Here is a 23,893-nt window from a genome sequence, read left to right as displayed (position 1 = left end):
TCTGAGGAAAAAATTCCGTCACAGGAAGGAAGAATGAATCATGGCAACAGCAATGGTAATTGGTGCCCAGTGGGGCGATGAAGGTAAAGGCAAGATCGTAGACTATCTTGCGGCGAAAGCAGATGTAGTCGTCCGTTCCCAGGGCGGAAATAATGCGGGTCACACGGTCGTGACTGGGGGCAAAGCGTATCCGCTGCGTCTCATGCCGAGCGGCATCATGTATCCCGGTACCATCTGCATCGTAGGCACCGGTGTCGTCGTGGACCCGAAGAGCCTTTTGGAGGAAATGGAAAATCTGGAAAAGCAGGGGATCGATGCGAAGCACCTGCAGATCTCCACTCGTGCGCAGGTGGTCTTCCCATACCATATCCGTCTCGATGAAGCGGAGGAGTCCAGAAAAGGTAGCCGCAAGATCGGCACCACGAAGAATGGCATCGGACCGTGCTATGCGGACAAGATCAACCGCATCGGCATCCGCATTTGTGACCTGATGGATAAGGAAACGTTTGCAGAAAAGCTGAAATATAATGTCGATCAGAAGAATATGCTTCTCGAAAAGCTCTACGGCGTGAAAGGCTTCGACTATGAGCAGATGCTTGCTGACTACCTCGGCTATGCGGAAAAGCTCCGCCCTTATGTCAAGGATACGAACTACACGGTGCAGAAGCTGGTGAAGGAAGGCAAGAATGTCCTCTTCGAAGGCGCGCAGGCATCCATGCTTGACTGCGATAACGGGACTTACCCATTCGTCACCTCTTCCCACCCGACGGCAGGCGGCGCTTGCATCGGCGCGGGCATCGGACCGCACAACATGCAGAATATCTTCGGCGTCGTGAAGGCGTACAGCACCCGCGTCGGCCAGGGCCCGTTCCCGACGGAGCTGCTCGATGAGACAGGCGACTATCTCAGAAATACCGCGCATGAATTCGGCACTGTCACCGGCCGTCCGCGCCGTATCGGCTGGCTCGATACCCGCGCTGTCCGTTATGCGGCAGAGCTGAACTCTTTCGATTACCTCGCGATCACCCGTCTGGATATTCTGGATGATATGGAAGAGATCAAAGTCTGCACCGGCTATGAATATGAAGGCAAGGAAATCGAAGAATATCCGGCTGACCTGAAATTCCTTGAAAAGATCACCCCGGTCTACAAGACCTTCAAAGGCTGGAAGCAGAAGATCTCCGATATCAGAAGCTATGATGAGCTTCCGGCTCTCTGCAAGGAATACCTCGAAGGCATCTCCAAGCTCATCGGTGTACCGATCGGCATCGTATCTGTCGGCCCGAGCCGTGAGCAGACCATCGTCATCAAAGAAGTATTCTAAGGATCTAAGAATGAAATGCAAAAGGGACTGTGAAGAAATGAGGATTCATTTCTTCGCAGCCTCTTTTTACTTTGCTTTTATTTGGTTCAAGGTTCAGGGTTCAGGGCTCTCGTGGCGGCTTCGCCGCAATTATATGTGAGGCGATGCCCGATCAAGAATCATTCTCGCCCCTTCCTCTGGAAGGGGCAGACGAGCGAAGCGAGGCGGGGTTGGCATCCCCGCGTGTGAAAATATCGCTTCACGCAGCCAACCTCCGCCCCTTCGGGGCACCTCCTTCCAAAGGAAGGAGGGAGAAAAGCGGAGTGCGTTGACTGGTAACTAGGGATCAGGGCTCTCGTGGCGGCTTCGCCGCCTTTTTTAGAAGATGGTATTCTCGTATCGCAGCCTTCCCCTCTAGGGGAAGGTGCCCGAAAGGGGCGGATAGGGTGACTATGGCATGAAAGACAGCTGGGATAAGGCTTCCCTGTCACTCCTATGAGAGCTGCAAGTCCCCCGTGGCAGATGGAACGCGAAAATGAGATGATCGTTATTTCACATCGCCTTTTTGTTATAATAGGGAAAAGAGAAAGACGCGGTGTTTCCTTGTCAGGGCGAGGAAGGGAGGAGGAGCATGAAGAGGCGCGGATATATTCTTCTCGAGGCGCTGATCGCGCTTTTCCTGATCGCATCGCTTTCGGCGGTGCTCTATCCCTTCGCGGCGGAGGCTGTGCGCGCGGTGGATCTCATGGCGAAGCGTTCGCGGATCGCGGGCGAGGGACTCTATGCCATGGATTTCATGACCGAGCAGCTCCGCAATGCGCTCAAGAGGGGGACGGCTTCTTCGATCTCCGGCGATACCTACAGCTACGAGGCGTATAACCAGTCGGGCGAGGAGAAGACGTATCGTTTCTTTCTGAATCAGGAGAAATTGAAGCTCGATGTGTACGGGATGACGACGGAGCCGGTGACGGGGACGACATCGGGGAAGGAGGAGTACGCCCTGACTTGTGAGGAGGGGCCGCTCTTTGTCAAGAACGGGGAGGGCGCGCTTGTGATCTCCTTCTCGATCCTGCATCGCCCGTCAGGGGAAATGATGGATTTCCGGACGAGTCTTCTCTCGTATGCCGATTTCTACAGAAAGGGGCAGCGCTATGAATAGAAGGAAGGGCTCTATGACGCTGTGCCTGCTGCTTCTTTTTTCCATGCTGGTGACGCTGTCGGCGGGAGCGCTCTACTATGTCTCCCGCACGGCCTCGGAGGCGTACCTCTATCAGCAGGGGCTGTCTTCGGTGTATGCGGCAGAGAGCGGAGCGAATGTGGCGCTAGGGCGGCTGAAGACGGGGGCGATGGGAAATCAGAGATTCACGCTCTCGGTGAATGGACGGCGGGTCAAGGTGACGGTGACAGATACATCGGCATCCCGCACGGAGGGGACAGTGACCTCTACGGCATCGGATGCAGAGGGCGGGTACAAGCGGACGGTGCGGATCACGTACACGAGAGAAGAGCATGAGGACCAACGCATCATCACGGTCACAAACGTGTCGAGCTGACTGGTGACTAGTGACTGGTGACTGGGGACTGGGGACTAAGAGACTAAGAGACTGGGAGACTGGGAGACTGGGAGACATCAGCGTCCCTGTCTTTCATACCGCCAGTGCCCTATCCGCCCCTTCGGGGCACCTTCCCCTAGAGGGGAAGGCTGACGATACGAGGACAGCATCATCTAAAGTGGCGGCGAAGCCGCCACGAGAACCATGAACCTTGAAAGCAGGGATTGGGGTTACGGAACTCCTCCCCGCTGAGCAGCCCCTTAGAGAAGGGGCGCGCCAAAGGCGCAGGATGGATCCTCGCCGCGGTTTGAAAAACAATGTGAAGCTATCCATCCCTCACGCATGTCATTCCGAGCGAAACGAGAAAACTTTGTCATTTGCGGTCAGGGACTCACGCTTTTCCCACATGTGCCGTGCACCTCTCCGCTTTCCTCATCTGTCTTTCCTGCCGCCCCTCTCCTATTCGCACCTTTGAGGCATCTTTTCATAGGGAAGGCTGACGATACGAGAGTGCGATCGTCTAAAAAATCAGCGCAGCCGCGGAAGATATTTCACATTTTCATCCTCTTAAATCAAATAATCAAAAATAATTTAGCACTCTATTGACATGAGTGCTAAAAGTGCTATACTATAGTTGTTCAAGGGAGAACCGAAAGGGCTCCTGAAGAAAATTATAAAAAGAAAGAGGTCTTTGATATGCGTAGTTTGATTCCATTTGATGGTCTGTTTGGCAATACGGTTCTGGATCACTTCTTTGATGATGATATGCCGACGGTGTATCAGGATTACACCGCTGTCCCGAAGGTCGATATTGAGGATAAGAAGGATCATTACGAGATCACTTGCGATATGCCGGGGTTCAAGAAGGAAGAGATCCATATTTCTTATGAGAATGGGATCCTGTCTCTGGGTGCAAGGAAGGAAGACAAGAAGGATGCCGATGATACAGAGCATCACTACATCCGCCGCGAACGTGCTTCTGTCTCCTTCAGCCGTCAGTTCACGGTGAAAGGCATCAAGGAGGAAGGCATCAAAGCGGCACTGAAGGATGGCATCCTGACCATCATGCTGCCGAAGGAAGAAGAAAAGAAGGCGGAACCATCGCGTCAGATCACGATCGACTAATGTCTTTTGAGAGACGCTGATGCGATCGCATAGAAAGCCCCTGATCGGAAATTTTCCGGTCAGGGGCTTTGTGGTGTATGGGGGCTAGGGACTGGGAGATTAAGGGACTAGGAGACTGGGAGATTGGAAGACATCAGCGCCTTTTTTCTACCTCCTTCCTTTGGAAGGAGGTGCCCCGAAGGGGCGGAGGTTGGTCTGCACTTGTCAACAAAAATTGGACACGAAACTAAAAAAATTAGGCATAAAAATTGAATACTTGTACAAGATACAGTAAATCTTCCAACATCGTCTCGGGAACCGCCAGACACTTTATGCCAACTACAACTTGAATAAGTTCAGCATTTAGAAATATGGCGTTCTCGGTACTGCTTCGGCGTCAAGTAGCCCAGTGTATAGGCTGGCCTATATTCGTTAAAGAAATGGATGTAATCATCCACCTCTTCCGCGATGGACTTCTCTCCGGTCACGTGCAAGTCCATGAACATCTCGGCCTTAATCCATCCATTGACAGATTCCATTGCAGCGTTATCTGTCGGCGTTCCGGCACGTGACATCGACCGGGTAATGCCGTACATGGGCAGCAGGTCGTTGTAGGCCTTAGATGCGTAGACAGATCCCTGGTCCGTGTGCAGGATCATTTGGTGTTCTGGATGTTGCTCCTTCCATGCAATCAGATCTCTCAGCCCACTGATATAGGTCATGCGGTCGCCACGCTTTGCCGAAAGGGAATAGATGACAATCTCATTGTTCCAGAGATCCATGTAAAGAGTCAGTTCGTAGTAGGCGCCCTTCACATAAAACGCTGTCATATCGCTCACGATGCACTGCATCGGCCCGTCAATCTGCATCTCTGACAGGAGCAGATTTGGGAATATCCGTGCCGGATCTCCAGCCTTCTTGTAGCGGTAATGCTTGGACTTGCTCTTGATTCCCGCAATCTTGCAACACTTATGAGCATAGGGGTCAGACAGGACAATGTTTTTGTCTAGGCGTATCTTGGCATTCAGCCAGCGGTAACCATGCGACGGATACTTCGAGTGGTATTCTTGAAACAGCCTGACATTGCTTGCAAGGTTCTTCTCTCTTTCCGAAGGATGGGAGAGATGCTTCTTCCATGCGTAGAAACTGCTCCGCTGGATGCCCATTGCTTTACATAGGATCTTTACTGGGATTTCTCCTGACAGCTCCATAATCACTTGGTAGTCTTGCTGGCGTATAGAATTACCGTACCATCTCCCTTCACCTCGTATCCTTTTTTTAACCTTGCTTCTGTGATCCTGGCCTTGATCAGCTCCTGGATCAATTCCTCCTTTGTCATAGATTTCAGTTCATCCAGCTCTACCGGCTCTTTCTTGAAAGAGAGTGCGCCGATGGATCTCTGACCGTGTTTGGGCGGCAGCCGATTGACATCCCGATACATTCTCATGTAATTCCGTGCGGTCTGCTCACTAATGCCATATTCTTCCGCGGCTTCATACCGACTTATTTCGCTGTAGTAAATTCGTCGACCGATGTCCAATCTTTGTTCTTTCGTGTACTTCATGGCAAACCTCCTGTCCAGTAAGGGGGACACTCTGTCCAGCGCTTATTTTGCACTGCCTATGCAGTGTACACTGTATGTCTAAAGATTACCCCCTCTGTGTCCAATTTTAGTTTACCACTTCAGTCGCGTGAAACGGTACTCCCACATTCAGGGAAGCCAACCCCGCCTCGCTTCGCTCGTCTGCCCCTTCCAGAGGAAGGGGCGCGAATGATTTTTAAGGAAGCACTGATTCAATCGTTGTCATTCGCGGCCAGGAACTCACGCCCCCCACATGTGCCGCGCACTTCTCCGCTTTCCTCTGGAAAAGAAATGGTAGGGGCGGGTTCAGGGGCAGCGGATATAGCAGAGAAGGCGTCGGCTTCGCCGCAACTATACCTATGACGATACACGCAGCGCCTTTTTTCTTCCTCCTTCCTTTGGAAGGAGGTGCCCCGAAGGGGCGGAGGTTGGTCGCGTGAAACGGTACTCCCACATTCAGGGAAGCCAACCTCGCCTCGCTTCGCTCGTCTGCCCCTTCCAGAGGAAGGGGCGCGAATGATTTTTAAGGAAGCACTGATTCAATCGTTGTCATTCGCGGTCAGGGACTCACGCTCTCTCACATATGCCGCGCACTTCTCCGCTTTTCTCTCTTCATTGTCAACCGCAATTATTTTCTTGATTGACACATTTGATTGTTTATTCTATACTTACCTACAAGGTAACAATTCAAAGGGGCGAGTGGCCCGAAGGAATGAAGGAAAGGGAGAATCATCATGGAAAGTGCTTGTGCAGAGATCATCAGATTGGCGGAGAAGGTCATGGATGGGGGTGAGATCACACAGGAAGAAGCGAAGAAACTCATTCGCACGAAGGATGAGGATACTATGCTGCTGCTTGCGATGGCCGATAAGATTCGCCAGAAGTTCAATGGGAATGCGGTGGATTTCTGTGCGATCATCAATGCAAGAAGCGGGCATTGCCAGGAGAATTGCAAGTTCTGCGCGCAGTCGGGCTGGTATCACACGGGCGCGAAGGTGTACCGTCTCTTGCCGGAGGAAGAGATCCTGGCGGCAGCGAAGAAGGCGAAGGAAGCAGGCGCTGTCCGTTTCTCTCTGGTGACTTCCGGCCGTAACCAGGATAATCCGAATGAGTTCGATGAGATCATCGACATCGTGAAGAAGATCAGAGAGCAGGTAGGGATCGAGGTGTGCTGCTCGCTGGGACTGATCTCCAAGGAGCAGGCACTCCAGCTGAAAGAGGCGGGCATCACGCGCATCCACTGCAATATCGAGACGTCGCCTTCCTATTTCCCGGAGATCTGCTCGACGCATACGATGGAGGATAAGGAGGATATCATCCATACCGCGCAGTCGGCGGGGATCCGCGTGTGCTCCGGCGGGATCATCGGGCTCGGGGAGTCTCTGGATCAGCGGGTGGAGATGGCCTTCCACCTGAAGGAGATGCATATCGACTCGGTACCGCTGAATATCCTGAATCCGGTGAAGGGGACGCCTTTCTATACGAATAAGCGTCTGTCGCCGCTGGAGGTGCTCCGCACGTTTGCGATGTTCCGTTTCGTCCTGCCGAAGGCGCTGATCCGCACCGCAGGCGGCCGTGAGGTGAACCTGCGAAGCCTGCAGGCGTATGCACTGACAGGCGGGCTGAACGGCATCATGGTGGGCGGCTATCTGACGACAGGCGGCCGCGATCCGAAGGAGGATATCCGCATGACGGAGGATCTCGGACGTTCCATGACGACACCGAAGCTTTGAGAGTGACTCGGGACTGGAAATCAGACATCAGACGTCTGATTTCCAGTCCCGATTTCACAATAACCAGCACGAATGCATAGAAATATTCCCATTGTCAAACACGAATATTTCTATTGCGTATGACACGTAAGGTATGACAAAGGCAAGACCCGGACATGCGACCAGAGGATTTAAAAATGGAAAGCAGCTGCGAACAGATGTTGAAGTGGACGGAAAAGGTCTTGAATGGCGGAGCGATCACAGAAGAGGAAGCGAGGACGCTGATCCGCACCGCAGATATCATGCGTTGAAGGATAAGGCTGCCACCTTCACACCTTCCGACTGCTTTTTGCGGGATCGTGCAAGGGTTAAGGAAACGCTGATTAAATCGCAGAGTCGGATTTCACATGGATTTTTATACATAGCTTCGTCATCATCTTCCTTAAATAGCTCGCTATTCGCGTCAGATGATTCCTCGCTCTGTATAAAAATCCAAGAATGAAATCTGACAACGATTTAATCAGTGTTTCCTTAGACCGAATCGGTGTTTTCCTGAAAGAAAATGGTGAGGCAAATCATGGATGAACATATAGCAACCATCACGCAGTGTATGGATCAGGTACTCGCGGGTAGAGAGATCTCCAGGGAGGAGGCAGAGACGCTCTTTGCGGCCGGAAAGGAGGAGCCCTTCTTCCTTATGGCGGCAGCCGACAAGATCCGGAAGACCTTCTGCGGCGATCAGATGCGCTTTTGCAGCGATGTGAATGCCAGAAGCGGACGCTGTACAGAGAATTGCAGGTTCTGCGCGCAGTCGGGCTGGTATCACACCGGCGTCAAGGAGTATCCGCTAAGAAGCCCGGAGGACCTGCTCCGCGAAGCCAAACAGGCAGAGGCCTATGGCGCAGAACGCTTCGGTATCGTCACCTCCGGCCGCGGGCAGAGCGATCCCGTGCAGTTTGCTTCCATCGTAGAAGCGGTGAAGCGGATAACCCAAGAGACGAAGCTCTCCGTCTGCTGCTCGCTCGGACTTCTGACCGAAGAACAGCTGAAGACGCTGAAGGCGGCAGGCTGCCAGCGCATCCACTGCAATCTGGAAACGGCGAAGCGCCATTTCCCCGCCATCTGCACCACACACACGTATGAGGAAAAGGAAGCGCACATCCGCCGCATCCAGCAGGCGGGTCTGGAGGTCTGCTCCGGCGGCATCTTCGGGCTGGGGGAAACGGAGGAAGACCGGATAGACATGGCCTTTGCTCTTCGTGAGCATCACGTCACCTCTGTGCCGCTCAATATTTTCAATCCCATCCCGGGAACGCCCTTTGGCAAGAATAAGCCTCCGAAGCCGATCGAGATCCTTCGGATGTTCGCCATGTACCGTTTTATCCTGCCTCACGTCATCATGCGTGTATGCGCGGGACGTGAGAATTCGCTCCGCGACATGCAGGCCTTTGCCCTCTCGGCGGGGCTCAATGGCGCGATGATCGGCGGCTATCTCACCATAGCCGGCCGTTCGCCGGAAAGAGATAAGCAGATGGCCGTCGATATGGGACGGACATTGTAAAAAAACAAGCCATCTTTTCGTGGTAAAAGATGGCTTGTTTTTTTGTGGGAAAGACTGGCGGCTTTGCCGCCATGTCCGATAAGGGGGCGCCTCCCATTTTTTCATCCCGCTTAGGGAGCCAACCTCCGTCCCTTCGGGGCACCTCCTTCCATGGGAAGGAGGGAGTGTGCCGCCTTCCCGCATCGTCATTTCGAGCGCAAGCGGGAAATCTTTTTCGCTTGCGGTCAGGTAAGCGATGTGAGGAGAGGGATCACGAGAAACACCGCACTCCCAACGACTTGGAAGCACGGTGTTTCATGCAGATGTATGTACACAGGAAAAAGAAAACGGCAAACGAAAAAGATCCCTCGGCTGCGCTCGGGATGACGAAACGAGAGCAGGGCTGTTTCCCATTTTTTTCATCCCGCTTAGAGAGCCAACTTCCGCCCCTTCGGGGCACCTCCTTCCATGGGAAGGAGGGAGTGTGCCGCCTTCCCGCATCGTCATTTCGAGCGGAAGCGAGAAATCTTTTTCGTTTGCGGTCCGGTAAGCAATGTGAGGAGAGGGGGCACGGGAAACACCGCACTCCCAACGACTTGGAAGCACGGTGTTTCATGCAGATGTATGTACACAGGAAAAAGAAAACGGCAAACGAAAAAGATCCCTCAGCTGTGCTCGGGATGACGAAACGAGAGCAGGGCTGTTTCCCATTTTTTCATCCCGCTTAGGAAGCCAACTTCCGCCCCTTCGGGGCACCTCCTTCCATGGGAAGGAGGGAGTGTGCCGCTTTTCCGTATCGTCTTCTATCAGCTGCGTTTCTCATCCTTTGGCTGCTCCATCATCCTCCGTATCCGTTCGCGGCGTCTCTTCGCCGCTTCTTCGTCGACGATGATGAGATGGCCGGTGTCAGTGACGATCTCTTTGCGCTTCATGTCAGCGGGCTTGACAGGCGCGGTGCTTTTGTAGTCGAAGCCGCCGGCGAGGTGACAGCTGGCGCAGTCTCTGCCGCGCGCGCCGCGCAGCATGCGGTAGAGGCAGTAGAGGAACCAGCCGGCGATGGCAAGGCCGATGAGGATGGTCAAGAGTGTATGCATAAGGGTCCTTTCTTACAGTAGCTATGGGGAATCAGGGAAGAAATCACCCCTGGGAGTGCCGTTTCGCGCGCTCCGCGGCAAGCTCGTCCAAAAGGTTTGGCGGGGTGTCGCTTTGCCATACCCAGTCAGGACGGAGGGCGGCGGCGCGTTCCTTGGCGGCTTTGAGGTCGTAGTAGACCTGCCATTTCGCATCGACCAGTGCGCGGCCGCTCTGGCGGAGAAGGTAAGCGGGATGGAAGGTCGGCATGACGGGGATGCCATGGAAATCGATCCAGTGACCGCGGGAGCGGATGATACCGGCTTCGCGGCCTAGGAAGAAGCGGAGCGCGACTTTGCCAAGACCGATGATGACGGCGGGGCGTGCGAGTGCGATCTCCTGCAAAAGCCAGATGCTTCCGCAGAAATGCCCTTCGTCCATGGTGGGAGTGCGGTTGCCGCGCGGACGGCATTTTACGATGTTTGTCACGTAGACATGGTCGCGGGTGATGCCGACGGAGGCGAGCGCCTTGTCCAGCAGCTGCCCGGAGGGGCCGATCAGAGGGCCGCCGTAGTCATCCTCGACACCCCCGGGGCCTTCGCCGACGATCATGAGCGGGGCATCCGCAGGGCCGGTGGAGAGCACGGGGCCAAGACCGCCTTCGCGGCGAAGCGGGCAGCGGCTGCAGGAGGTGATGGCTTCCTTCAGCGCTTCGTGCGTAGCAAAGCCGGTGGGGCGCTCCATCTCCTGCCTGCGGCGGACGATATATTCTTCCGGGTCTTCGTGTCCGAATAGATCCATAAGCGATGCCTCCTTAGAGGAAATCAATAAAGGGTTCAGGGTTCGGGGTTCAGGGTTGCGGTGGCGGCTTCGCCGCAAATATATATATAGGGTGATGCCCGAAAGTAGTATTCAAGCCACTAGTCACAAGTCACTAGTCACTAGTCACTCGCGGCTCCTAATCCCTAGCCACTCATTCCTGCCTTCCAAACTTCAGGATCGTGGTGGCGGCTTCGCCGAGATCCTTCGGCTCAGGTCGCAGCTGTTCTGGCATTCGTTATCTCACATACGACGTTTCTCGCCGCTCAGGATGACGAGACGGGGCGATGCCCGAAAGTTTGCGATGGCAGGTTTCCCCCGTATCGCCAGCCTTCCCCATGCGGGTAATGCTATTAAGTTAAGCGGCAGAACGTTCTTGGCTCCCCATCGGGGGGAGCTCCCCGAAGGGGTGAGGGGGCTACGTAGCGGTATTGCATGAAAGTGTTGGAATATCGATAGCATCGGACTATTCAACATAGCACGCTATACCGCTGGCATGCCCCTATTGCCTTCGGCACTTCCCCCGAAGGGGGAAGCAAGACGTTACGTGGCTAACGATTTTCTTAACTTAATAGCATTACCCGTTTGGGGGTTCCTGACATCGACCACTTGAATGCGAATGACAAAGATTTGAGGGCTTCGCTCGAAATGACGATACGGGAGTCGGATGTCTCCAAGCCACTAGTCACCTGCCATTCCTAATCCCTAGCCACTAGTCCCTAGCTACTAGAATCTAGTCCCCAGTCACCATTTAGGCATACCTTTCGATAGTCAGAAGGTATTTGCATACATTTGCATTCCTCTATATCATAGAGCCAATGGCCGGTCTTGGCAAGAGGCAGCGCGCTTGCAAGGCAGGTTGTCAGGAATGATATAATAAGAAATATATGTAGCAGGCCATCCAGCGGCTTCGGGACGCAGAGATGATTTCCTTTGTGCCTTCCCGATCGCTGCCCTTCGCCTGCCGGGTAAGAGGTATATATGAAAAAAATAGATATGACGCATGGACCGATCGGAAGGAAAACGATCCGTTTTGCGCTGCTCCTGGCACTGACGGGCATGCTGCAGCAGGTGTTCAATACCATCGACACCATCATCATGGGGCAGTTTGTCGGGAAGGAAGCGATGGCGGCTGTCGGGAGCAATACGCCCATCATCGGCTTCATCGTGACATTTTTCATCGGTATTTCGATCGGGGCAAATGTCGTGATTTCCCAAATGACAGGGAAGAAAAATCGGGAGGGGATCCATCGGGCGGTCTTTTCGACGCTTGCCTTTGCGCTTGCCGCAGGAATCGTGATGACCTGTCTGAGCGAAGCTGTCGCAGAGCCGCTGCTCTCGCTGCTTCAGGTGCCGGATGCGCTCATGCCGCTCTCGGCAGAGTATCTGCGCATTTTTTTCCTGGCTCTGCCGGGGATCCTGGTCTATAATTTTGCGTCTGCCATCTTCCGAAGTCAGGGAGATACGAAGACGCCCCTCTTCTGTCTGGCGGCGGCGGGGGTCATCAAGGTCATCATCAGCTACACGCTGGTGGCGTTTTTTCATCAGGGCGTGGCAGCGGTGGCGATCTCTACGACATGTGCGACGCTTCTTTCTTCCGCCATGCTGGTGACGATCCTGCTTCGCAGCACGCATGTGATCCATCTGGAATGCAGGGCATCATTCTTTGATCTGTATATTTTACGGGAGATCCTTCGCATCGGCACACCGGCCGGGTTGCAGGCGGCGGTCTTCTGTCTGTCGAACATCGTGATCCAGTCGGCGATCAACAGCCTTGGCGCGGATGTCATGGCGGCAACGGCGGCGGCGTTCAATCTGGATATTCTTTGCTATATCTTTGTCAATGCGTTCGGGCAGGCATGTACGACATTCGTCGGGCAGAACTACGGGGCCGGCGACATGGCGCGCTGCCGCCGCGTCGGGGTCATCACCACCTTGCAGAATCTGGTCGTCTGCGTCATCATCGGAGCGCCCATCCTGTATTTTTCACCATCACTGCTTGCGCTTTTTACCAGCGATGTGATGGTCATCAGCTATGGCGTCACCCGCATGGGCTATATCATTCTGGCGGAGCCTTTGAATCTGGCCATCGAAATGATCTCCGCCTATCTGCGCGGCTTTGGCAATTCACTTTCTCCGGCGCTCATCACGATCGTCGGGATCTGCGGTTTCCGTATCCTGTACATGTGGGCCGTATTTCCTGCCATCCCCAGCTTTGACTGCCTTATGACGGTGTATCCGCTGAGCTGGTTCGTCACGGCCGTCGGACTTTTTGTCTTGCTTTTCAAGACGCGAAAGAAGTATATTTTGGGGTGACTGGTGACTGGTGACTGGTGACTGGATTCTAGTAGCTAGGGACTAGTAGCTAGGGACTAGTGGCTAGGGATTAGTGGCTAGGGATTAAGAGCTTCGAGTGACTGGTGACTAAATACAACATTCGGGTATCATCATGATTTATGCGCTGCACCACCCCCTCTGAACCCTCTGAACCCGTTCCCCCTGTTTCACAAATCATCAAGGGACAGCACATCCCCGGGGCTAACCCTAACAAAGGAGACTTTCTAATGGTCCATGAGAGCATTCTTCTCAAGCAGAAAACGCTTGAAGCACATTTGAAAACACTTGGCTCGGCCGCCGTCGCTTTTTCCGGCGGTGTGGACTCGACCTTTCTTCTTCATGAGGCCTCTAAGGTGCTCGGCGATCAGGCTGTCGCAGTGACGATGAAGCTGAATTCCGTCCCCGCGCGGGAGATCGAAGAGGCGAAGGATTTCTGCACGTCCCGCGGCATCCGGCAGGTGATCGTGGAAAGGGACCAGTTCGCTGCGCCGGGCTTTGCTGACAATCTGAAGGATCGCTGCTACTGGTGCAAGACCTATCTCTTCTCGTCTCTTGGCGAGCTGGCGAAGGAGCATCAGATCGCTTATATCATCGACGGGACAAATTTCAGTGATACGAAGGGCTATCGCCCCGGGCTGAAAGCGCTTGCCGAGCTGGGTGTCGTGAGCCCTTTGAAGGAGGCGGCGCTCACGAAGGAGGAAATCCGCATCCTGTCGGAGAAGGAAGGACTTCCCACATGGAATAAGCCATCCTTTGCGTGTCTGGCGACTCGTTTCCCCTATGGCACGAGGATCACGGAGGAGAAGCTCCGCGCGGTCGAAGCGGCTGAGCAGCTGCTTTTCGATCTGGGCTTTTTGCAGTTTCGCGTGCGCTGCCATGGAGATATCGCCCGTATCGAGGTACTCCCTGCACAGCTCCCAAAGCTCGTGGAAAATCGTGAGGCAGTCATCGCGCGCCTTCATGCGCTGGGCTTTCGCTACGTGACCATGGACCTGGAAGGGTTCCGCTCGGGGTCGATGGATGGGAAATAGGGACTGGTGGCTAGTGACTAGGGATTAGGAGCCTCGAGTAACTAGTGACTGGCGACTTGAATATTACTTTCGGGCATCGCCACTATTTATACTCCGTGGCGCTTCCATATTTTTATGCGCCGCACTACCATTTCGCATTTCTCATTTCTCATTTCTAATTTCTCATTCAAGCGAAACTTTCAAACGCAATCAAAGGGCAGCACGCTCCGTGGACTAACCCTGAACCCTGAACCTTGAACCCTGAACCCTGAACCAACAACAAATCAACCAAAGGACACATATATGAGTATTCAAGAGATATTGACCCAAGTGAAGTCCGGCGCGCTGTCGCTCTCTGCGGCAGAGGCGCTCATCCGTGAGAATCCGGCGGAGCGATCCTATGAGGAAATGGGATTTGCCAAGCTCGATACGGATCGGAAGAAGCGTTCCGGCTTTGCAGAAGTGATCTACTGCCAGGGGAAATCTGACGAATTCATCGGACAGATCTTCCGAAGGCTCTATGAGGTGGAGGGGGAAGTCTTCGGCACCCGCGCCTCTCCCCACCAGTATGAGATCGTGAAGGAATTCCTGCCGGAGATCTCCTATGACCCGGTGTCGCATATCCTGAAGCTGGAAAAGGAGAAGGAGCACATCGGCTGCGTGGCCATCTGCACGGGCGGCACGGCAGATATTTCCGTCGCAGAGGAAGCGGCACAGACGGCAGAGTACTTCGGGACGCATGTCGAACGTGTCTATGATGTGGGCGTCAGCGGCATCCACCGCATCCTTTCGAAGGAGGCGATCGTGCGCCGTGCGAACTGCGTCATCGCAGTGGCAGGCATGGAAGGGGCGCTCGCCTCGGTCATCGGCGGGCTTGTGAAGAATCCCGTCATCGCGGTGCCGACGTCGGTGGGTTATGGCGCCAGCTTCCACGGCCTTTCGGCGCTCTTGACGATGATCAATTCCTGCGCGAACGGCATCGTCACCGTCAATATCGACAATGGCTTCGGCGCCGGCTATGTGGCGACACAGATCAACCGATTGGCGGAAATGGGACGGATTTGAAAGTAACCATATCGCCATATTTCTTGTTATGATTACGTGCCATAATTAGGAATGAGGAATGAAGGTGGCGGCTTCGCCGAGATCAAGGGCTCAGGGCGCAGCTGTTCTGGCATTCGTTATCTCAAGTGCGACGTTTCTTGCCGCTCAGGATGACGAAACGGGGCGATGCCCGAAAGTCGTATTCCAGTCACCAGTCACTCGAAGCTCCTAATCCCTAGCCACTAGTCCATAGCTACTAGAATCCAGTCACCAGTCACTCCTGATTCCAACCAATAATCAACAACCAACAAGGAGAAACCATATGGGAAAAACATTATACCTTGAAACTTCCTCCGGCATCAGCGGAGATATGTTTGTCGCAGCGATGATCGACCTCGGTGCAGACCCGGAGGTGCTGGAACGCGCGCTGAATTCCATTCCTGCGGACGGTTTCATGGTGGAGATCTCCAGCGTCAAAAAATCCGGCATTGCGTGCTGTGATTTCAATGTCATTCTGGATGCAGCCCATGAAAATCATGACCATGATATGGCCTACCTCTATGGCCCGGCACCGGTGACCGCTGCAGCCCCGCAGGAGGAAGCGCATCATTGCCACTGCCGCGAGGAAGAAGAAGCGCATCATTGCCATGGACATGAGGACGAGGAAGCGCATCACTGCCATTGCCATGAGGACGAGGAAGCGCATCATTGCCACTGCCATGAGGACGAGGAAGCGCATCATTGTCACTGCCATGAGGACGAGGAAGCGCCTCACTGCCACTGTCACGAGGAAGAAGAAGCGCATCACTGCCATTGCCATGAAGACGAGGCGCATCATTGCCACGGACACGGAGGCGAAGAGCCTCATCATCACCATGAGCATCACCACCACCATGGACGCCATCTGGCAGAGATCTTAGACATCATCGACGCGACAGACATGACAGACTCGGCGAAAGCACTGGCGGGCAAGATGTTCCACATCGTAGCAGAAGCAGAGTCTCTCGCCCATCATATGCCGCTGGAAGAGGTGCATTTCCATGAAGTCGGCGCCATCGACTCTATCGTTGACATCATTTCCGCGGCGGTCACCTTTGACAGCCTGGGGATCACGGATGTCATCATTCCCTGCCTCACTGAGGGCAGAGGCACCGTCCGCTGCCAGCACGGCGTGCTGCCCGTCCCCGTCCCGGCGACCATGAATATCATCGAAGCCTACGATATGCCGCTCACCATCATGGAGGCGAAGGGGGAATACGTCACGCCGACCGGCGCAGCCATTGCGGCGGCCATCTGCACGACGCACCAGCTGCCGAAAGCCTTCCGCATCGTGCGTACAGGTCTTGGCGCGGGCAAGAGAGCCTACACCGAGCGCACGAATATCCTCCGCGCATACCTCATCGAAGGGAATGCCATGGAAGAGGGCAAGGATGAGATCGTGAAGCTCGAGACCGACATCGACGACAGCACCGGCGAAGCGCTCGGCTATACCATCGACCGCCTCATGCAGGCCGGCGCGCTCGATGTCCATTACAGCCCGGTCTACATGAAGAAGAACCGTCCCGCGTGGGAGCTCACCGTGATCTGCAAGAAGAGCAGGATGGAAGAGCTTGAAGACATCATCTTCAAAGAAACGACGACCATCGGTATCCGCGAATTTCCGAGCGTCATGCGCTCCATCCTTCACCGCAACCAGAAGCAGGTGGAAACGCCCTTCGGCATCGCGGAGGTGAAGGAAGTCGCCCTCCCCGGGGAGAGACGCTTCTACCCCGAGTATGAATCGGTGAAGGCCATCGCAGAAAAAGAACACCTGCCCTTTGCGGAGGTATATCATCTCGTGAAGGCACTGGCGGAACAAAACGAGTAGTGGCTGGGGACTAGTGACTGGGGACTAGTGACTAGAGACTAGGGGACTCTCGTATCGTCATTTCGAGCGCAGCGAGAAATCTTTTGCCATTTGTGGTCAGGCGGACGATGTCAGGAAATCTAAAATGGGAAGCCTGCTGTCCGTAGGAAGGGAGCCGCGTCAGCAGCGATCAGGGATTCACGCTTTCCTCACCTGTGCCGCGCACCTTTCTGCTTTTCTCATCTGTCTTTCATATCGCCGGTGCCCTATCCGCCCCTTCGGGGCACCTTCCCTTTGAGGGGAAGGCTGTTAAGTTAAGCGGCAGAACGTCTTGGCTCCCCATCGGGGGAGCTGCCCGAAGGGCTGAGGGGGCTACGTAGCGGTATTGCATGAAAGTGTTGGAATATCGATAGCGTCGGACTATTCAACATGGCACGCTATACCGCTGGCATGCCCCCATTGCCTTCGGCACTTCCCCCGAAGGGGGAAGCAAGACGTTACGTAGCTAACGATTTCCTTAACATACGACGTTTTTCTCCGCTCAGGATGACGAAATGCGCTACACCGCCTCCGCTGAACCCATAGAACCTGCCCCCTCTTTCGTCTGCGGTCAATGGGACGGCACGCAACCTCGTTTCTCATAAGCATCTCAAGAAATTTTCGATAGCCAGAAAAGCCCCGCGGCGGCGGGGCTTTTGTCATGCAGGTCAAATTGTTCACTTTTTCAAGTGAAAAATGGTGTATAATAGAACCAAGTAGACATGTCAGATCGTTTGATGAGAAAATCTGTCCGAAAGAACTCTGCGTGTGGATCAGGAGCCCGGGGCATTTGCCGCCGATAAAGTAGATCGGCAGGATGGGTGCAGCGATCGCCTGAGAAATGAGCAGACTCTCTTTCATGAGCTTCGTCTCCGAAATTTTCGACTGTGAGACGGAGGATCCGGGAGCGTTTTCCCGCGCTTCACAGGGAAGGCCTTTGGGATGCTCTGTCTGTCCTCTCCGGTAAATCTGTCTAGCCGGTGCGGAAGAACGCAAAGGAAAGAAAGAACGAGGGCGGCCTCGCAGCGTGACATGACTCCCAAGGCACCAGAGTCGGGGGCCGTAGAAGTCATAGTGCATCTGCGTTTCCGTGCGCCTTTTACCAAGGCTTGCTCTTCTTTTCTGCATGAGGTCAGTGCTTTCCTTATGTGTTCCTGTATGATTTTCCATCCTGCGCTCCCATCTCTCCTTGCCGGCTGCGGTCCGGCAGAATGAAACCGGCTGTCAACGGTGGATCTCTGAGGAACATAGGCTTGTTCCGTTCCGCATTCTCATAGGATCATAGTCCTATGGTCTTATGACTAGACCATTCCGAAGACTCCAAAAATACAGCCCGCACCGGCCGCCATCCGGTGCGGGTATTTAAATAGGGAAAAAGGGCGGGAGGGAGAAGGCGCTTTCCCTGTCTCTCATACATTTTCTTTACGATCCTCGGCGGTATTTCAACTTTTCTATGGAAATACCGCGTTTTTTAATGAAAGTTTTTCTTCCTCTATACAGAAGCCTGTCATATTTATTGCAGTAATGCCTTACAGTGATTATAAACACAGCAAGAGAAGCGGTGACAGTGGCGCGAGGAAAGCATCGATGGCAGGCATCCTTTCTCTTTGCGATTTTAAAGGAGAAAATAATGAGAAAACATATCATGAAAGCAGCAGTTCTCGGTCTTCTGGCCGGCGGTGCCATTCTGGGGGGCGTCTTTCAGGCACAGGCATCGGATATTCGCATTCTTCCGGTAGATACCGCAAAATTCTGGAGCGGCGCACGTTTCGACTTTGATGTCGAAGTTTCCAATGCGAAAAACCTTCAGAATGTCGACGTGACGATCAACGGCGTTCCGGCTGAAAAGTTCTTCGGCAAGAAAGCGGCAGTGAAGGATCTTGGTAATGGCGTCACCTCGTTCCGTATCGATGACGTGACCTTTGCGAAGCCGGGTAAGGTGGAAGTCGCAGCTTCCGCAAAGGACAGCCTCGGCGTTTCCAAGGCGGCTGCTTCCTATCAGGTGGTGCATGAAGTCGCACAGAAGAAAGCAAAGAATGTCATCCTCTTCGTCGGCGACGGCATGTCGCTGCAGGCGCGTGAAGTGGCCCGCATCCTTTCCAAGGGCATGACGAATGGCAAGTACAATGACCTGCTCGCGATGGAAAAGCTCGCGCACAATGCAGTCATCACCACGTCCGGCTATGACTCCCTCGTCACCGACAGTGCAAACTCCGCTTCCGCTTATGCAACAGGTCACAAGTCTGTTGTCAATGCCATGGGCGTTTACGAAGACTCCACCAAAGATCCGCTCGATGATCCGAAGGTAGAAAATGTCTCTGAGATCCTGAAACGTACCCGCGGCATGTCCATCGGTCTTGTCACACAGGCGGAATCCACCGATGCGACCCCGGCAGCGATGGTCGGTCACACCAGAAGAAGAGCGGCGCAGGATTTCCTCGCGAAGGACTACCTCGAAGACTACCATAGACCAGATGTCATCCTGGGCGGCGGCTCGGCTCGCTACATCCCTAAGGATGTACCCGGTTCTAAGAGAAAAGACCAGGTGAATGTCATCGAAGAATTCAAAAACAAGGGCTATACCTTCGTCGATAACTCTACCGACCTCATGAAGGCGCCGACAGACAAGCCGCTCCTCGGTCTCTTCCATACCAGCACGATGAATGTTTACATCGATCGTGAAATGGAGAAGAATCCGAAGGTGCTGAAGGGCTTCACGGACCAGCCGAACCTGATGAACATGACGAAGAAAACACTGGATATACTCTCCAAGAATCCGAATGGTTTCTTCGCAATGATCGAAGGTGCTTCCATCGATAAGCAGCTCCATGTCATGGACTGGCAGCGTTCGGCTTACGATACCATCGAATTTGATAAATCCATCGAATATGCGGAAAACTGGGCCAAAGAGCATGGCGATGATACCCTGATCATCGTTTTGGCAGATCATGCACACGGCATGTCCATCAGCGGTACCTACCATGAAAGAGATGGCAAGAAGGGTACACAGGCAGTCAGAGTGTATGCCGATTCCATTTTCCCGACTTTCAAGGATGCCAATAAAGATGGCTTCCCGGATAACCCGGATCCGGATGTCACCCTCGCTATCCAGTATGCCAACCATCCGGAATACTATGAAAACTATCATTTCATGAAGACACCGACCCCGCCGGCGCTGGCTACCAAGGAAACCAAGGAAGAAGCTGTGCAGAACGGTGAAAAGGTGGAATACCATCAGGTGACCACGGCTTCCTCCAAGGCAAATCCGGCTCGCATCCATCCGGGGGATCCGGCAGAGCTCATGCCGGCCAATACGCCGAAGTCTGATCCGCAGGAATGCCATTCCGCTGACGACATTCTTCTCAATGCCGGCGGCCCCGGCTCCGAATATTTCCACGGCACCATGGATAATACCGAAGTCTTCTTCGGTATCATGAGAGCCTTGGGGATCGATGGAAATAAAAAAGCAAAATAAGATATAGGTTGATGGGTTCAAGGGTTCAGGGGTTCAGGGGTGTGGTGCGGCGCATTTCGTCATCCTGAGCGGAGAAAAACGTCGTATGTTAAAAAATGGCTTATCTGAAATAGGAGAACTGAGTCGAAGGATCTAAGCGCCGCGGAGTTTTGAAATATACGGTATTTACGAAAAATGAGAAACCTGTGAACCTTTTGAACCTTCAGAACCTGTTTAACCTATGAGGATTCTCATAAAGGGTAGATTGTTCTTTCTGCTTTCAAACTTCAGGGTTCAGGGGTGTGGTGGCGGCCTCGCCGCATATGATAATGTATATTTGCGTCGAAGCCGCTACCTAAACCCTTTGAACCTTCTGAACCTATAGAACCCGTTGAACCTGTTTACCTTCGAACCCTACAATCCTTTCTCAGGAGAAGCATCCTATTGTTACGATCACTATTTTCCCTCATCAGGCATTCCTTTATGGCGCTCGCCCTGGCCGGGGCAGTCACCCTGCCTGCAGCCGCGGAAGATTACTCCTTTGACGAGATCTACTCCGGCTACTCCGCAGAGGGATTGACCTTTTCGGACAAGACGATGAGCCTTGAAGGCGGCGAAGTGACGATCTCGGGCTTCATGGCCCCTCCACTGACACCGACCATACATTTCTTCGTTCTGACGGAAGTCCCGATGTCCGTCTGCCCCTTCTGTTCCAGTGACGCAGACTGGCCCGATAACATCATCGTAGTCAAGGTAGATGACTCCATCACCGCTCTCCCCTACGATACTCCCATCACGGTTACGGGCACTTTGGAGATCGGGAGTGAAACAGATGAAGAAACCGGATTCGTGAGCCAGCTGCGTATTCGAGCCACATCGATTGACAGCTGATTTCTCCAGCCGGAACCTCGTTTACCTATAAAGAGGCACCGAAAGATCGGGGCCTCTTTTTTGATTCAGAAGGAGGAATGGCGGTGAGGCGCCAAAGAAAACGCCCTGATCCTTGAACGCTCATTCCTGAAAGGCTCCATCATGATCGAAATCAAAAACCTTATTTGTGAATATCCGGATGGTGCGGGGAGGATCCGTGCACTGGATCTTCCCTATGCACGTCTTACGAATGCACCATGGGCGCTGATCGGCCCCTCGGGGAGCGGGAAATCGACGCTTTTCCATGCGGTGAGCGGCCTGCTCACGCCGACATCGGGCGAGATCGTGGTAGATGGGAAGGACGTCGCAAAGCTGAGGGAGAAAGAGAAATGTGATTTCCGTGCGAAAGAGATCGGCTGCATTTTCCAAAAGCCCATGCTCATGCCCTATCTCACCGTCTTCGAGAATCTCCGTCTCTCCGCATCGATTGCGGGAAAGACACTCACCCGGGAAGAGGCCGAGTGCCTGCTTGCCTCTGTCGGACTTTCTGAGTACGCACCACGAAAGGCGGACGCGCTCTCCGGCGGAGAAGCGCAGCGTGTCGCTTTCCTTCGTGCAATCCTCCGGAAGCCTGCCGTCCTTTTGGCCGATGAACCGACTGCGAGCCTGGACCGCGCAAACAGTGAGCTCATCGTAGAAAAGCTCCTGCAGTACCAATACGAGAGCGGCTGCCTGCTCCTCTGCGCCACGCATGACGAGAAGGTGCAGGCACGGTTTGCAAACAGACTGGTGCTGGGGAAATAGTGGCTGGGGACTGGAAACTAGGGATTTAGACTGGGAGACTGGGAGATTGGAAGACATCAACGCCTTTGTCTTTCATACCGTCCTTGCCCTATCCGCCCCTACGGGGCACCTTCCCCTCGAGGGGAAGGTTGCGATACAAAAATACCGCTTTCCCCATCCAACCTCCGCCCCTTTGGGGCACCTCCTTCCATAGGAAGGAGGGAGTATCCACGCAAGCCCCTTCCCTTGGAAGGGGCTGCCGAGCGCAGCGAGGCGGGGTTGGCTTTCTTTTTTTGCGGCGAAGCCGCCACCACAACCCTGAACCCTCTGGACCTGTAGAACCCGCTGAACCCTTTGACTCTATTAAAGGAGAATGTATCCCATGCTTCATCTGGCTTTTCTTTCATTCATCCGCCGTCCGCTCACACGGCTGATCCTGCTCTTTCTGATCGCACTCGCCTGTGCGCTGCCTGTATTTCTGTTGCAGACGGCGGGCGGGCTCTATGATGGCATCAATCGTGCGGTCTCTCCGTTTCCGATCCTTGTCGGAGCGAAGGGTTCCTCGTACCAGCTGGTGCTGAATACGGTATTCCTTCGGGACAAGCCGATCGGAAATATCACCCATGACGATGTGGAGAAGCTCGCTTCCGATCCGCACACGGAGGCGGTGTATCCGCTCGCCTTCGGGGATAATTACCGGGGCTTTCGCATCGCCGGGACGAACGCAGATATTTTTGATTTTCGCCCGGATAAGAAGAAGGGCCCATGGCTTTCCATCGCTGAAGGACGATGCTTTGCGGAGGAAGGGGATGTCGTCATCGGGAGCGAGACGGCGCGTCTCACCGGACTTCGCATAGGGGATACCTTCCACTCGGTGCATGGAGCGAGCGCGAAAGGAAGAGCGCATAATCATACCTTGAAGGTGGTCGGGATCCTTGCTCCTGTGAAGGGGCCGTATGACACGGCGATTCTGACGGATATCAGAGACGTGTGGGAAGCGCATGGCACGGCCGCCGAAGCGCAAAAGGAAGTGACGGCGCTTCTCGTCGTACCGAAAGGCTACAAGGAAGCGATGCAGCTTCTTTCTTTGTACCAGCGGCAGAAGGATGTGCAGATGCTCTTCCCGTCGCAGACCATCATCTCTCTCTATGCGATGGTGGGGCAGACGAAGGATTTCTGGGGGATCTTGACTGCCTGTCTTCTGGCGGTCTCCATCCTTATCACACTTTTGGCGATGTACTGGAGCACGCTCGGCCGGCTCTCGGAGCTTGCGCTCCTGCGCGCACTGGGGGTAGGGAAGGGGGACATTCGCCGGCTGCTGCTCTCGGAGGCGGCGATACTCCTTCTCGCCGCTTCCTTCACCGGCTGGCTTCTGGGTTATGGCGGAGGCGCTCTCACTGCGAAGCTCATCGCGTCTCATGCGGCGGTCGTGATGGAAACAGCGCCTGATCCGCGAGGACTCCTTATCATCCCTTTTATGACCGTGATCGGCACGCTCGCGGCGATGATCCCCGCCTGGCTCATCCAGAAAAAGGATGTGGTGGGGAACTTGTGACTAGTGGCTAGGGACTAGTGGCTAGGGACTGGGGATTAGGAGCCTCGGGGGACTCGTTCAGACTCACGTATCGTCATTTCGAGCGTAGCGAGAAATCTTTGTCATGCGCGGCAGGTCTCCATGTTTGAAAATCCCAAACGGGAAACCTGCTCTTCGTCGGCTTTCGGGCGTCGCCCTATTTATACTCCGCGGCGCTTCTGATTTTTATGCGCCGCACTACCATTTCTCATTTCGGATTCCTCATTCGCGCCAAGCTTTCCACAATCAAGGA

The 23,893-nt window shown here is 54.1% G+C and carries 18 protein-coding genes; 14 read left to right on the top strand and 4 right to left on the bottom strand.

The window, feature by feature from the left end:
* The first annotated feature begins 40 nt into the window (after positions 1-40).
* The 4 genes from ACGG9R_RS10555 (at position 41) to ACGG9R_RS10540 (ending at position 3,981) form a co-directional block, all read left to right on the top strand.
* Positions 41-1,324: an adenylosuccinate synthase gene (locus ACGG9R_RS10555; RefSeq protein ID WP_022105857.1), complete on the top strand. Its 1,284-nt coding sequence runs from the start codon at positions 41-43 to the stop codon at positions 1,322-1,324.
* Positions 1,325-1,934: 610 nt separating this feature from the next.
* A complete protein-coding gene (locus tag ACGG9R_RS10550; protein WP_390154839.1) occupies positions 1,935-2,462 on the top strand; it encodes a hypothetical protein in 528 nt (175 codons plus the stop codon).
* Positions 2,455-2,856 (top strand): hypothetical protein, encoded by a 402-nt coding sequence (locus ACGG9R_RS10545; RefSeq protein WP_390154836.1) that lies wholly within the window; start codon positions 2,455-2,457, stop codon positions 2,854-2,856. Before ACGG9R_RS10550 ends, ACGG9R_RS10545 begins: the two co-directional genes overlap by 8 nt.
* Positions 2,857-3,552: 696 nt before the next feature.
* Entirely contained in the window at positions 3,553-3,981 is a 429-nt protein-coding gene (locus tag ACGG9R_RS10540; protein ID WP_390154834.1) for an Hsp20/alpha crystallin family protein, read from the top strand.
* A gap of 335 nt (positions 3,982-4,316) precedes the next feature.
* Here ACGG9R_RS10540 and ACGG9R_RS10535 read toward each other — a convergent pair whose 3' ends face one another.
* Positions 4,317-5,171, bottom strand: a complete 855-nt coding sequence (locus ACGG9R_RS10535) for an IS3 family transposase (RefSeq protein WP_287835595.1) — start codon at positions 5,169-5,171, stop codon at positions 4,317-4,319.
* 2 nt (positions 5,172-5,173) lie between these two features.
* Positions 5,174-5,524, bottom strand: a complete 351-nt coding sequence (locus tag ACGG9R_RS10530; protein WP_287835597.1) for a hypothetical protein — start codon at positions 5,522-5,524, stop codon at positions 5,174-5,176.
* A 752-nt stretch (positions 5,525-6,276) separates the two neighbouring features.
* On the opposite strand from ACGG9R_RS10530, the gene bioB (ACGG9R_RS10525) reads away from it, so the two are divergent.
* Together bioB (ACGG9R_RS10525) and bioB (ACGG9R_RS10520) are read left to right on the top strand one after the other, a co-directional pair.
* Positions 6,277-7,275, top strand: a complete 999-nt coding sequence (bioB, locus tag ACGG9R_RS10525) for a biotin synthase BioB (RefSeq protein WP_390154831.1) — start codon at positions 6,277-6,279, stop codon at positions 7,273-7,275.
* Between the two features lie 556 nt (positions 7,276-7,831).
* Entirely contained in the window at positions 7,832-8,815 is a 984-nt protein-coding gene (bioB, locus tag ACGG9R_RS10520) for a biotin synthase BioB (protein ID WP_390154828.1), read from the top strand.
* Positions 8,816-9,600: 785 nt separating this feature from the next.
* On the opposite strand, the gene ACGG9R_RS10515 is transcribed toward bioB (ACGG9R_RS10520), so the two are convergent.
* Positions 9,601-9,888: a hypothetical protein gene (locus ACGG9R_RS10515; RefSeq protein ID WP_390154826.1), complete on the bottom strand. Its 288-nt coding sequence runs from the start codon at positions 9,886-9,888 to the stop codon at positions 9,601-9,603.
* Positions 9,889-9,931: 43 nt separating this feature from the next.
* On the bottom strand, positions 9,932-10,666 hold the full coding sequence (locus ACGG9R_RS10510; RefSeq protein WP_390154823.1) for a uracil-DNA glycosylase: 735 nt from the start codon (positions 10,664-10,666) through the stop codon (positions 9,932-9,934).
* A gap of 999 nt (positions 10,667-11,665) precedes the next feature.
* Between ACGG9R_RS10510 and ACGG9R_RS10505 the strand changes: the two genes are divergently transcribed.
* The 8 genes from ACGG9R_RS10505 to ACGG9R_RS10470 all read left to right on the top strand — a co-directional run bounded on the left by ACGG9R_RS10505 (position 11,666) and on the right by ACGG9R_RS10470 (position 23,622).
* A complete protein-coding gene (locus tag ACGG9R_RS10505) occupies positions 11,666-13,000 on the top strand; it encodes an MATE family efflux transporter (RefSeq protein ID WP_390154820.1) in 1,335 nt (444 codons plus the stop codon).
* Between the two features lie 248 nt (positions 13,001-13,248).
* Positions 13,249-14,052: an ATP-dependent sacrificial sulfur transferase LarE gene (larE, locus tag ACGG9R_RS10500; protein ID WP_390154817.1), complete on the top strand. Its 804-nt coding sequence runs from the start codon at positions 13,249-13,251 to the stop codon at positions 14,050-14,052.
* A 282-nt stretch (positions 14,053-14,334) separates the two neighbouring features.
* Complete coding sequence (larB, locus tag ACGG9R_RS10495) at positions 14,335-15,096, top strand: nickel pincer cofactor biosynthesis protein LarB (protein ID WP_390154814.1); 762 nt, start codon at positions 14,335-14,337, stop codon at positions 15,094-15,096.
* Positions 15,097-15,397: 301 nt separating this feature from the next.
* Positions 15,398-16,942: a nickel pincer cofactor biosynthesis protein LarC gene (larC, locus tag ACGG9R_RS10490; RefSeq protein WP_390154811.1), complete on the top strand. Its 1,545-nt coding sequence runs from the start codon at positions 15,398-15,400 to the stop codon at positions 16,940-16,942.
* A gap of 1,648 nt (positions 16,943-18,590) precedes the next feature.
* Entirely contained in the window at positions 18,591-20,435 is a 1,845-nt protein-coding gene (locus tag ACGG9R_RS10485) for an alkaline phosphatase (protein ID WP_390154810.1), read from the top strand.
* 423 nt (positions 20,436-20,858) lie between these two features.
* Positions 20,859-21,305 carry a hypothetical protein gene (locus ACGG9R_RS10480; RefSeq protein WP_390154807.1) on the top strand — a complete coding sequence of 149 codons (447 nt, stop codon included), beginning with the start codon at positions 20,859-20,861 and terminating at the stop codon, positions 21,303-21,305.
* A gap of 141 nt (positions 21,306-21,446) precedes the next feature.
* Positions 21,447-22,088 (top strand): ABC transporter ATP-binding protein, encoded by a 642-nt coding sequence (locus ACGG9R_RS10475; RefSeq protein ID WP_390154805.1) that lies wholly within the window; start codon positions 21,447-21,449, stop codon positions 22,086-22,088.
* A 361-nt stretch (positions 22,089-22,449) separates the two neighbouring features.
* The gene (locus ACGG9R_RS10470) at positions 22,450-23,622 is read left to right on the top strand and encodes an ABC transporter permease (protein ID WP_390154804.1); all 1,173 of its coding nucleotides are present in this window, start codon (positions 22,450-22,452) and stop codon (positions 23,620-23,622) included.
* Positions 23,623-23,893 lie beyond the last annotated feature (271 nt).

Source organism: Dialister sp. i34-0019-2H8 (assembly GCF_042846925.1).
Lineage (GTDB): Bacteria > Bacillota > Negativicutes > Veillonellales > Dialisteraceae > Dialister.
Note: the sequence above shows the minus strand (reverse complement) of the source record. Positions and strands in the feature narration are given on the sequence as shown.

Bases quoted from the DNA above. Each gene is read 5' to 3' on its own strand.
- ACGG9R_RS10545 (WP_390154836.1), top strand. From the start codon at position 2,455: ATGAATAGAAGGAAGGGCTCTATGACGCTGTGCCTGCTGCTTCTTTTT.
- ACGG9R_RS10540 (WP_390154834.1), top strand. From the start codon at position 3,553: ATGCGTAGTTTGATTCCATTTGATGGTCTGTTTGGCAATACGGTTCTG.
- ACGG9R_RS10505 (WP_390154820.1), top strand. From the start codon at position 11,666: ATGAAAAAAATAGATATGACGCATGGACCGATCGGAAGGAAAACGATC.
- larE (WP_390154817.1), top strand. From the start codon at position 13,249: ATGGTCCATGAGAGCATTCTTCTCAAGCAGAAAACGCTTGAAGCACAT.
- ACGG9R_RS10470 (WP_390154804.1), top strand. From the start codon at position 22,450: ATGCTTCATCTGGCTTTTCTTTCATTCATCCGCCGTCCGCTCACACGG.
- ACGG9R_RS10555 (WP_022105857.1), top strand. From the start codon at position 41: ATGGCAACAGCAATGGTAATTGGTGCCCAGTGGGGCGATGAAGGTAAA.
- ACGG9R_RS10485 (WP_390154810.1), top strand. From the start codon at position 18,591: ATGAGAAAACATATCATGAAAGCAGCAGTTCTCGGTCTTCTGGCCGGC.
- ACGG9R_RS10530 (WP_287835597.1), bottom strand. From the start codon at position 5,524: ATGAAGTACACGAAAGAACAAAGATTGGACATCGGTCGACGAATTTAC.
- larB (WP_390154814.1), top strand. From the start codon at position 14,335: ATGAGTATTCAAGAGATATTGACCCAAGTGAAGTCCGGCGCGCTGTCG.
- ACGG9R_RS10510 (WP_390154823.1), bottom strand. From the start codon at position 10,666: ATGGATCTATTCGGACACGAAGACCCGGAAGAATATATCGTCCGCCGC.
- larC (WP_390154811.1), top strand. From the start codon at position 15,398: ATGGGAAAAACATTATACCTTGAAACTTCCTCCGGCATCAGCGGAGAT.
- bioB (WP_390154828.1), top strand. From the start codon at position 7,832: ATGGATGAACATATAGCAACCATCACGCAGTGTATGGATCAGGTACTC.
- ACGG9R_RS10475 (WP_390154805.1), top strand. From the start codon at position 21,447: ATGATCGAAATCAAAAACCTTATTTGTGAATATCCGGATGGTGCGGGG.
- ACGG9R_RS10550 (WP_390154839.1), top strand. From the start codon at position 1,935: ATGAAGAGGCGCGGATATATTCTTCTCGAGGCGCTGATCGCGCTTTTC.
- bioB (WP_390154831.1), top strand. From the start codon at position 6,277: ATGGAAAGTGCTTGTGCAGAGATCATCAGATTGGCGGAGAAGGTCATG.
- ACGG9R_RS10535 (WP_287835595.1), bottom strand. From the start codon at position 5,171: ATGGAGCTGTCAGGAGAAATCCCAGTAAAGATCCTATGTAAAGCAATG.
- ACGG9R_RS10515 (WP_390154826.1), bottom strand. From the start codon at position 9,888: ATGCATACACTCTTGACCATCCTCATCGGCCTTGCCATCGCCGGCTGG.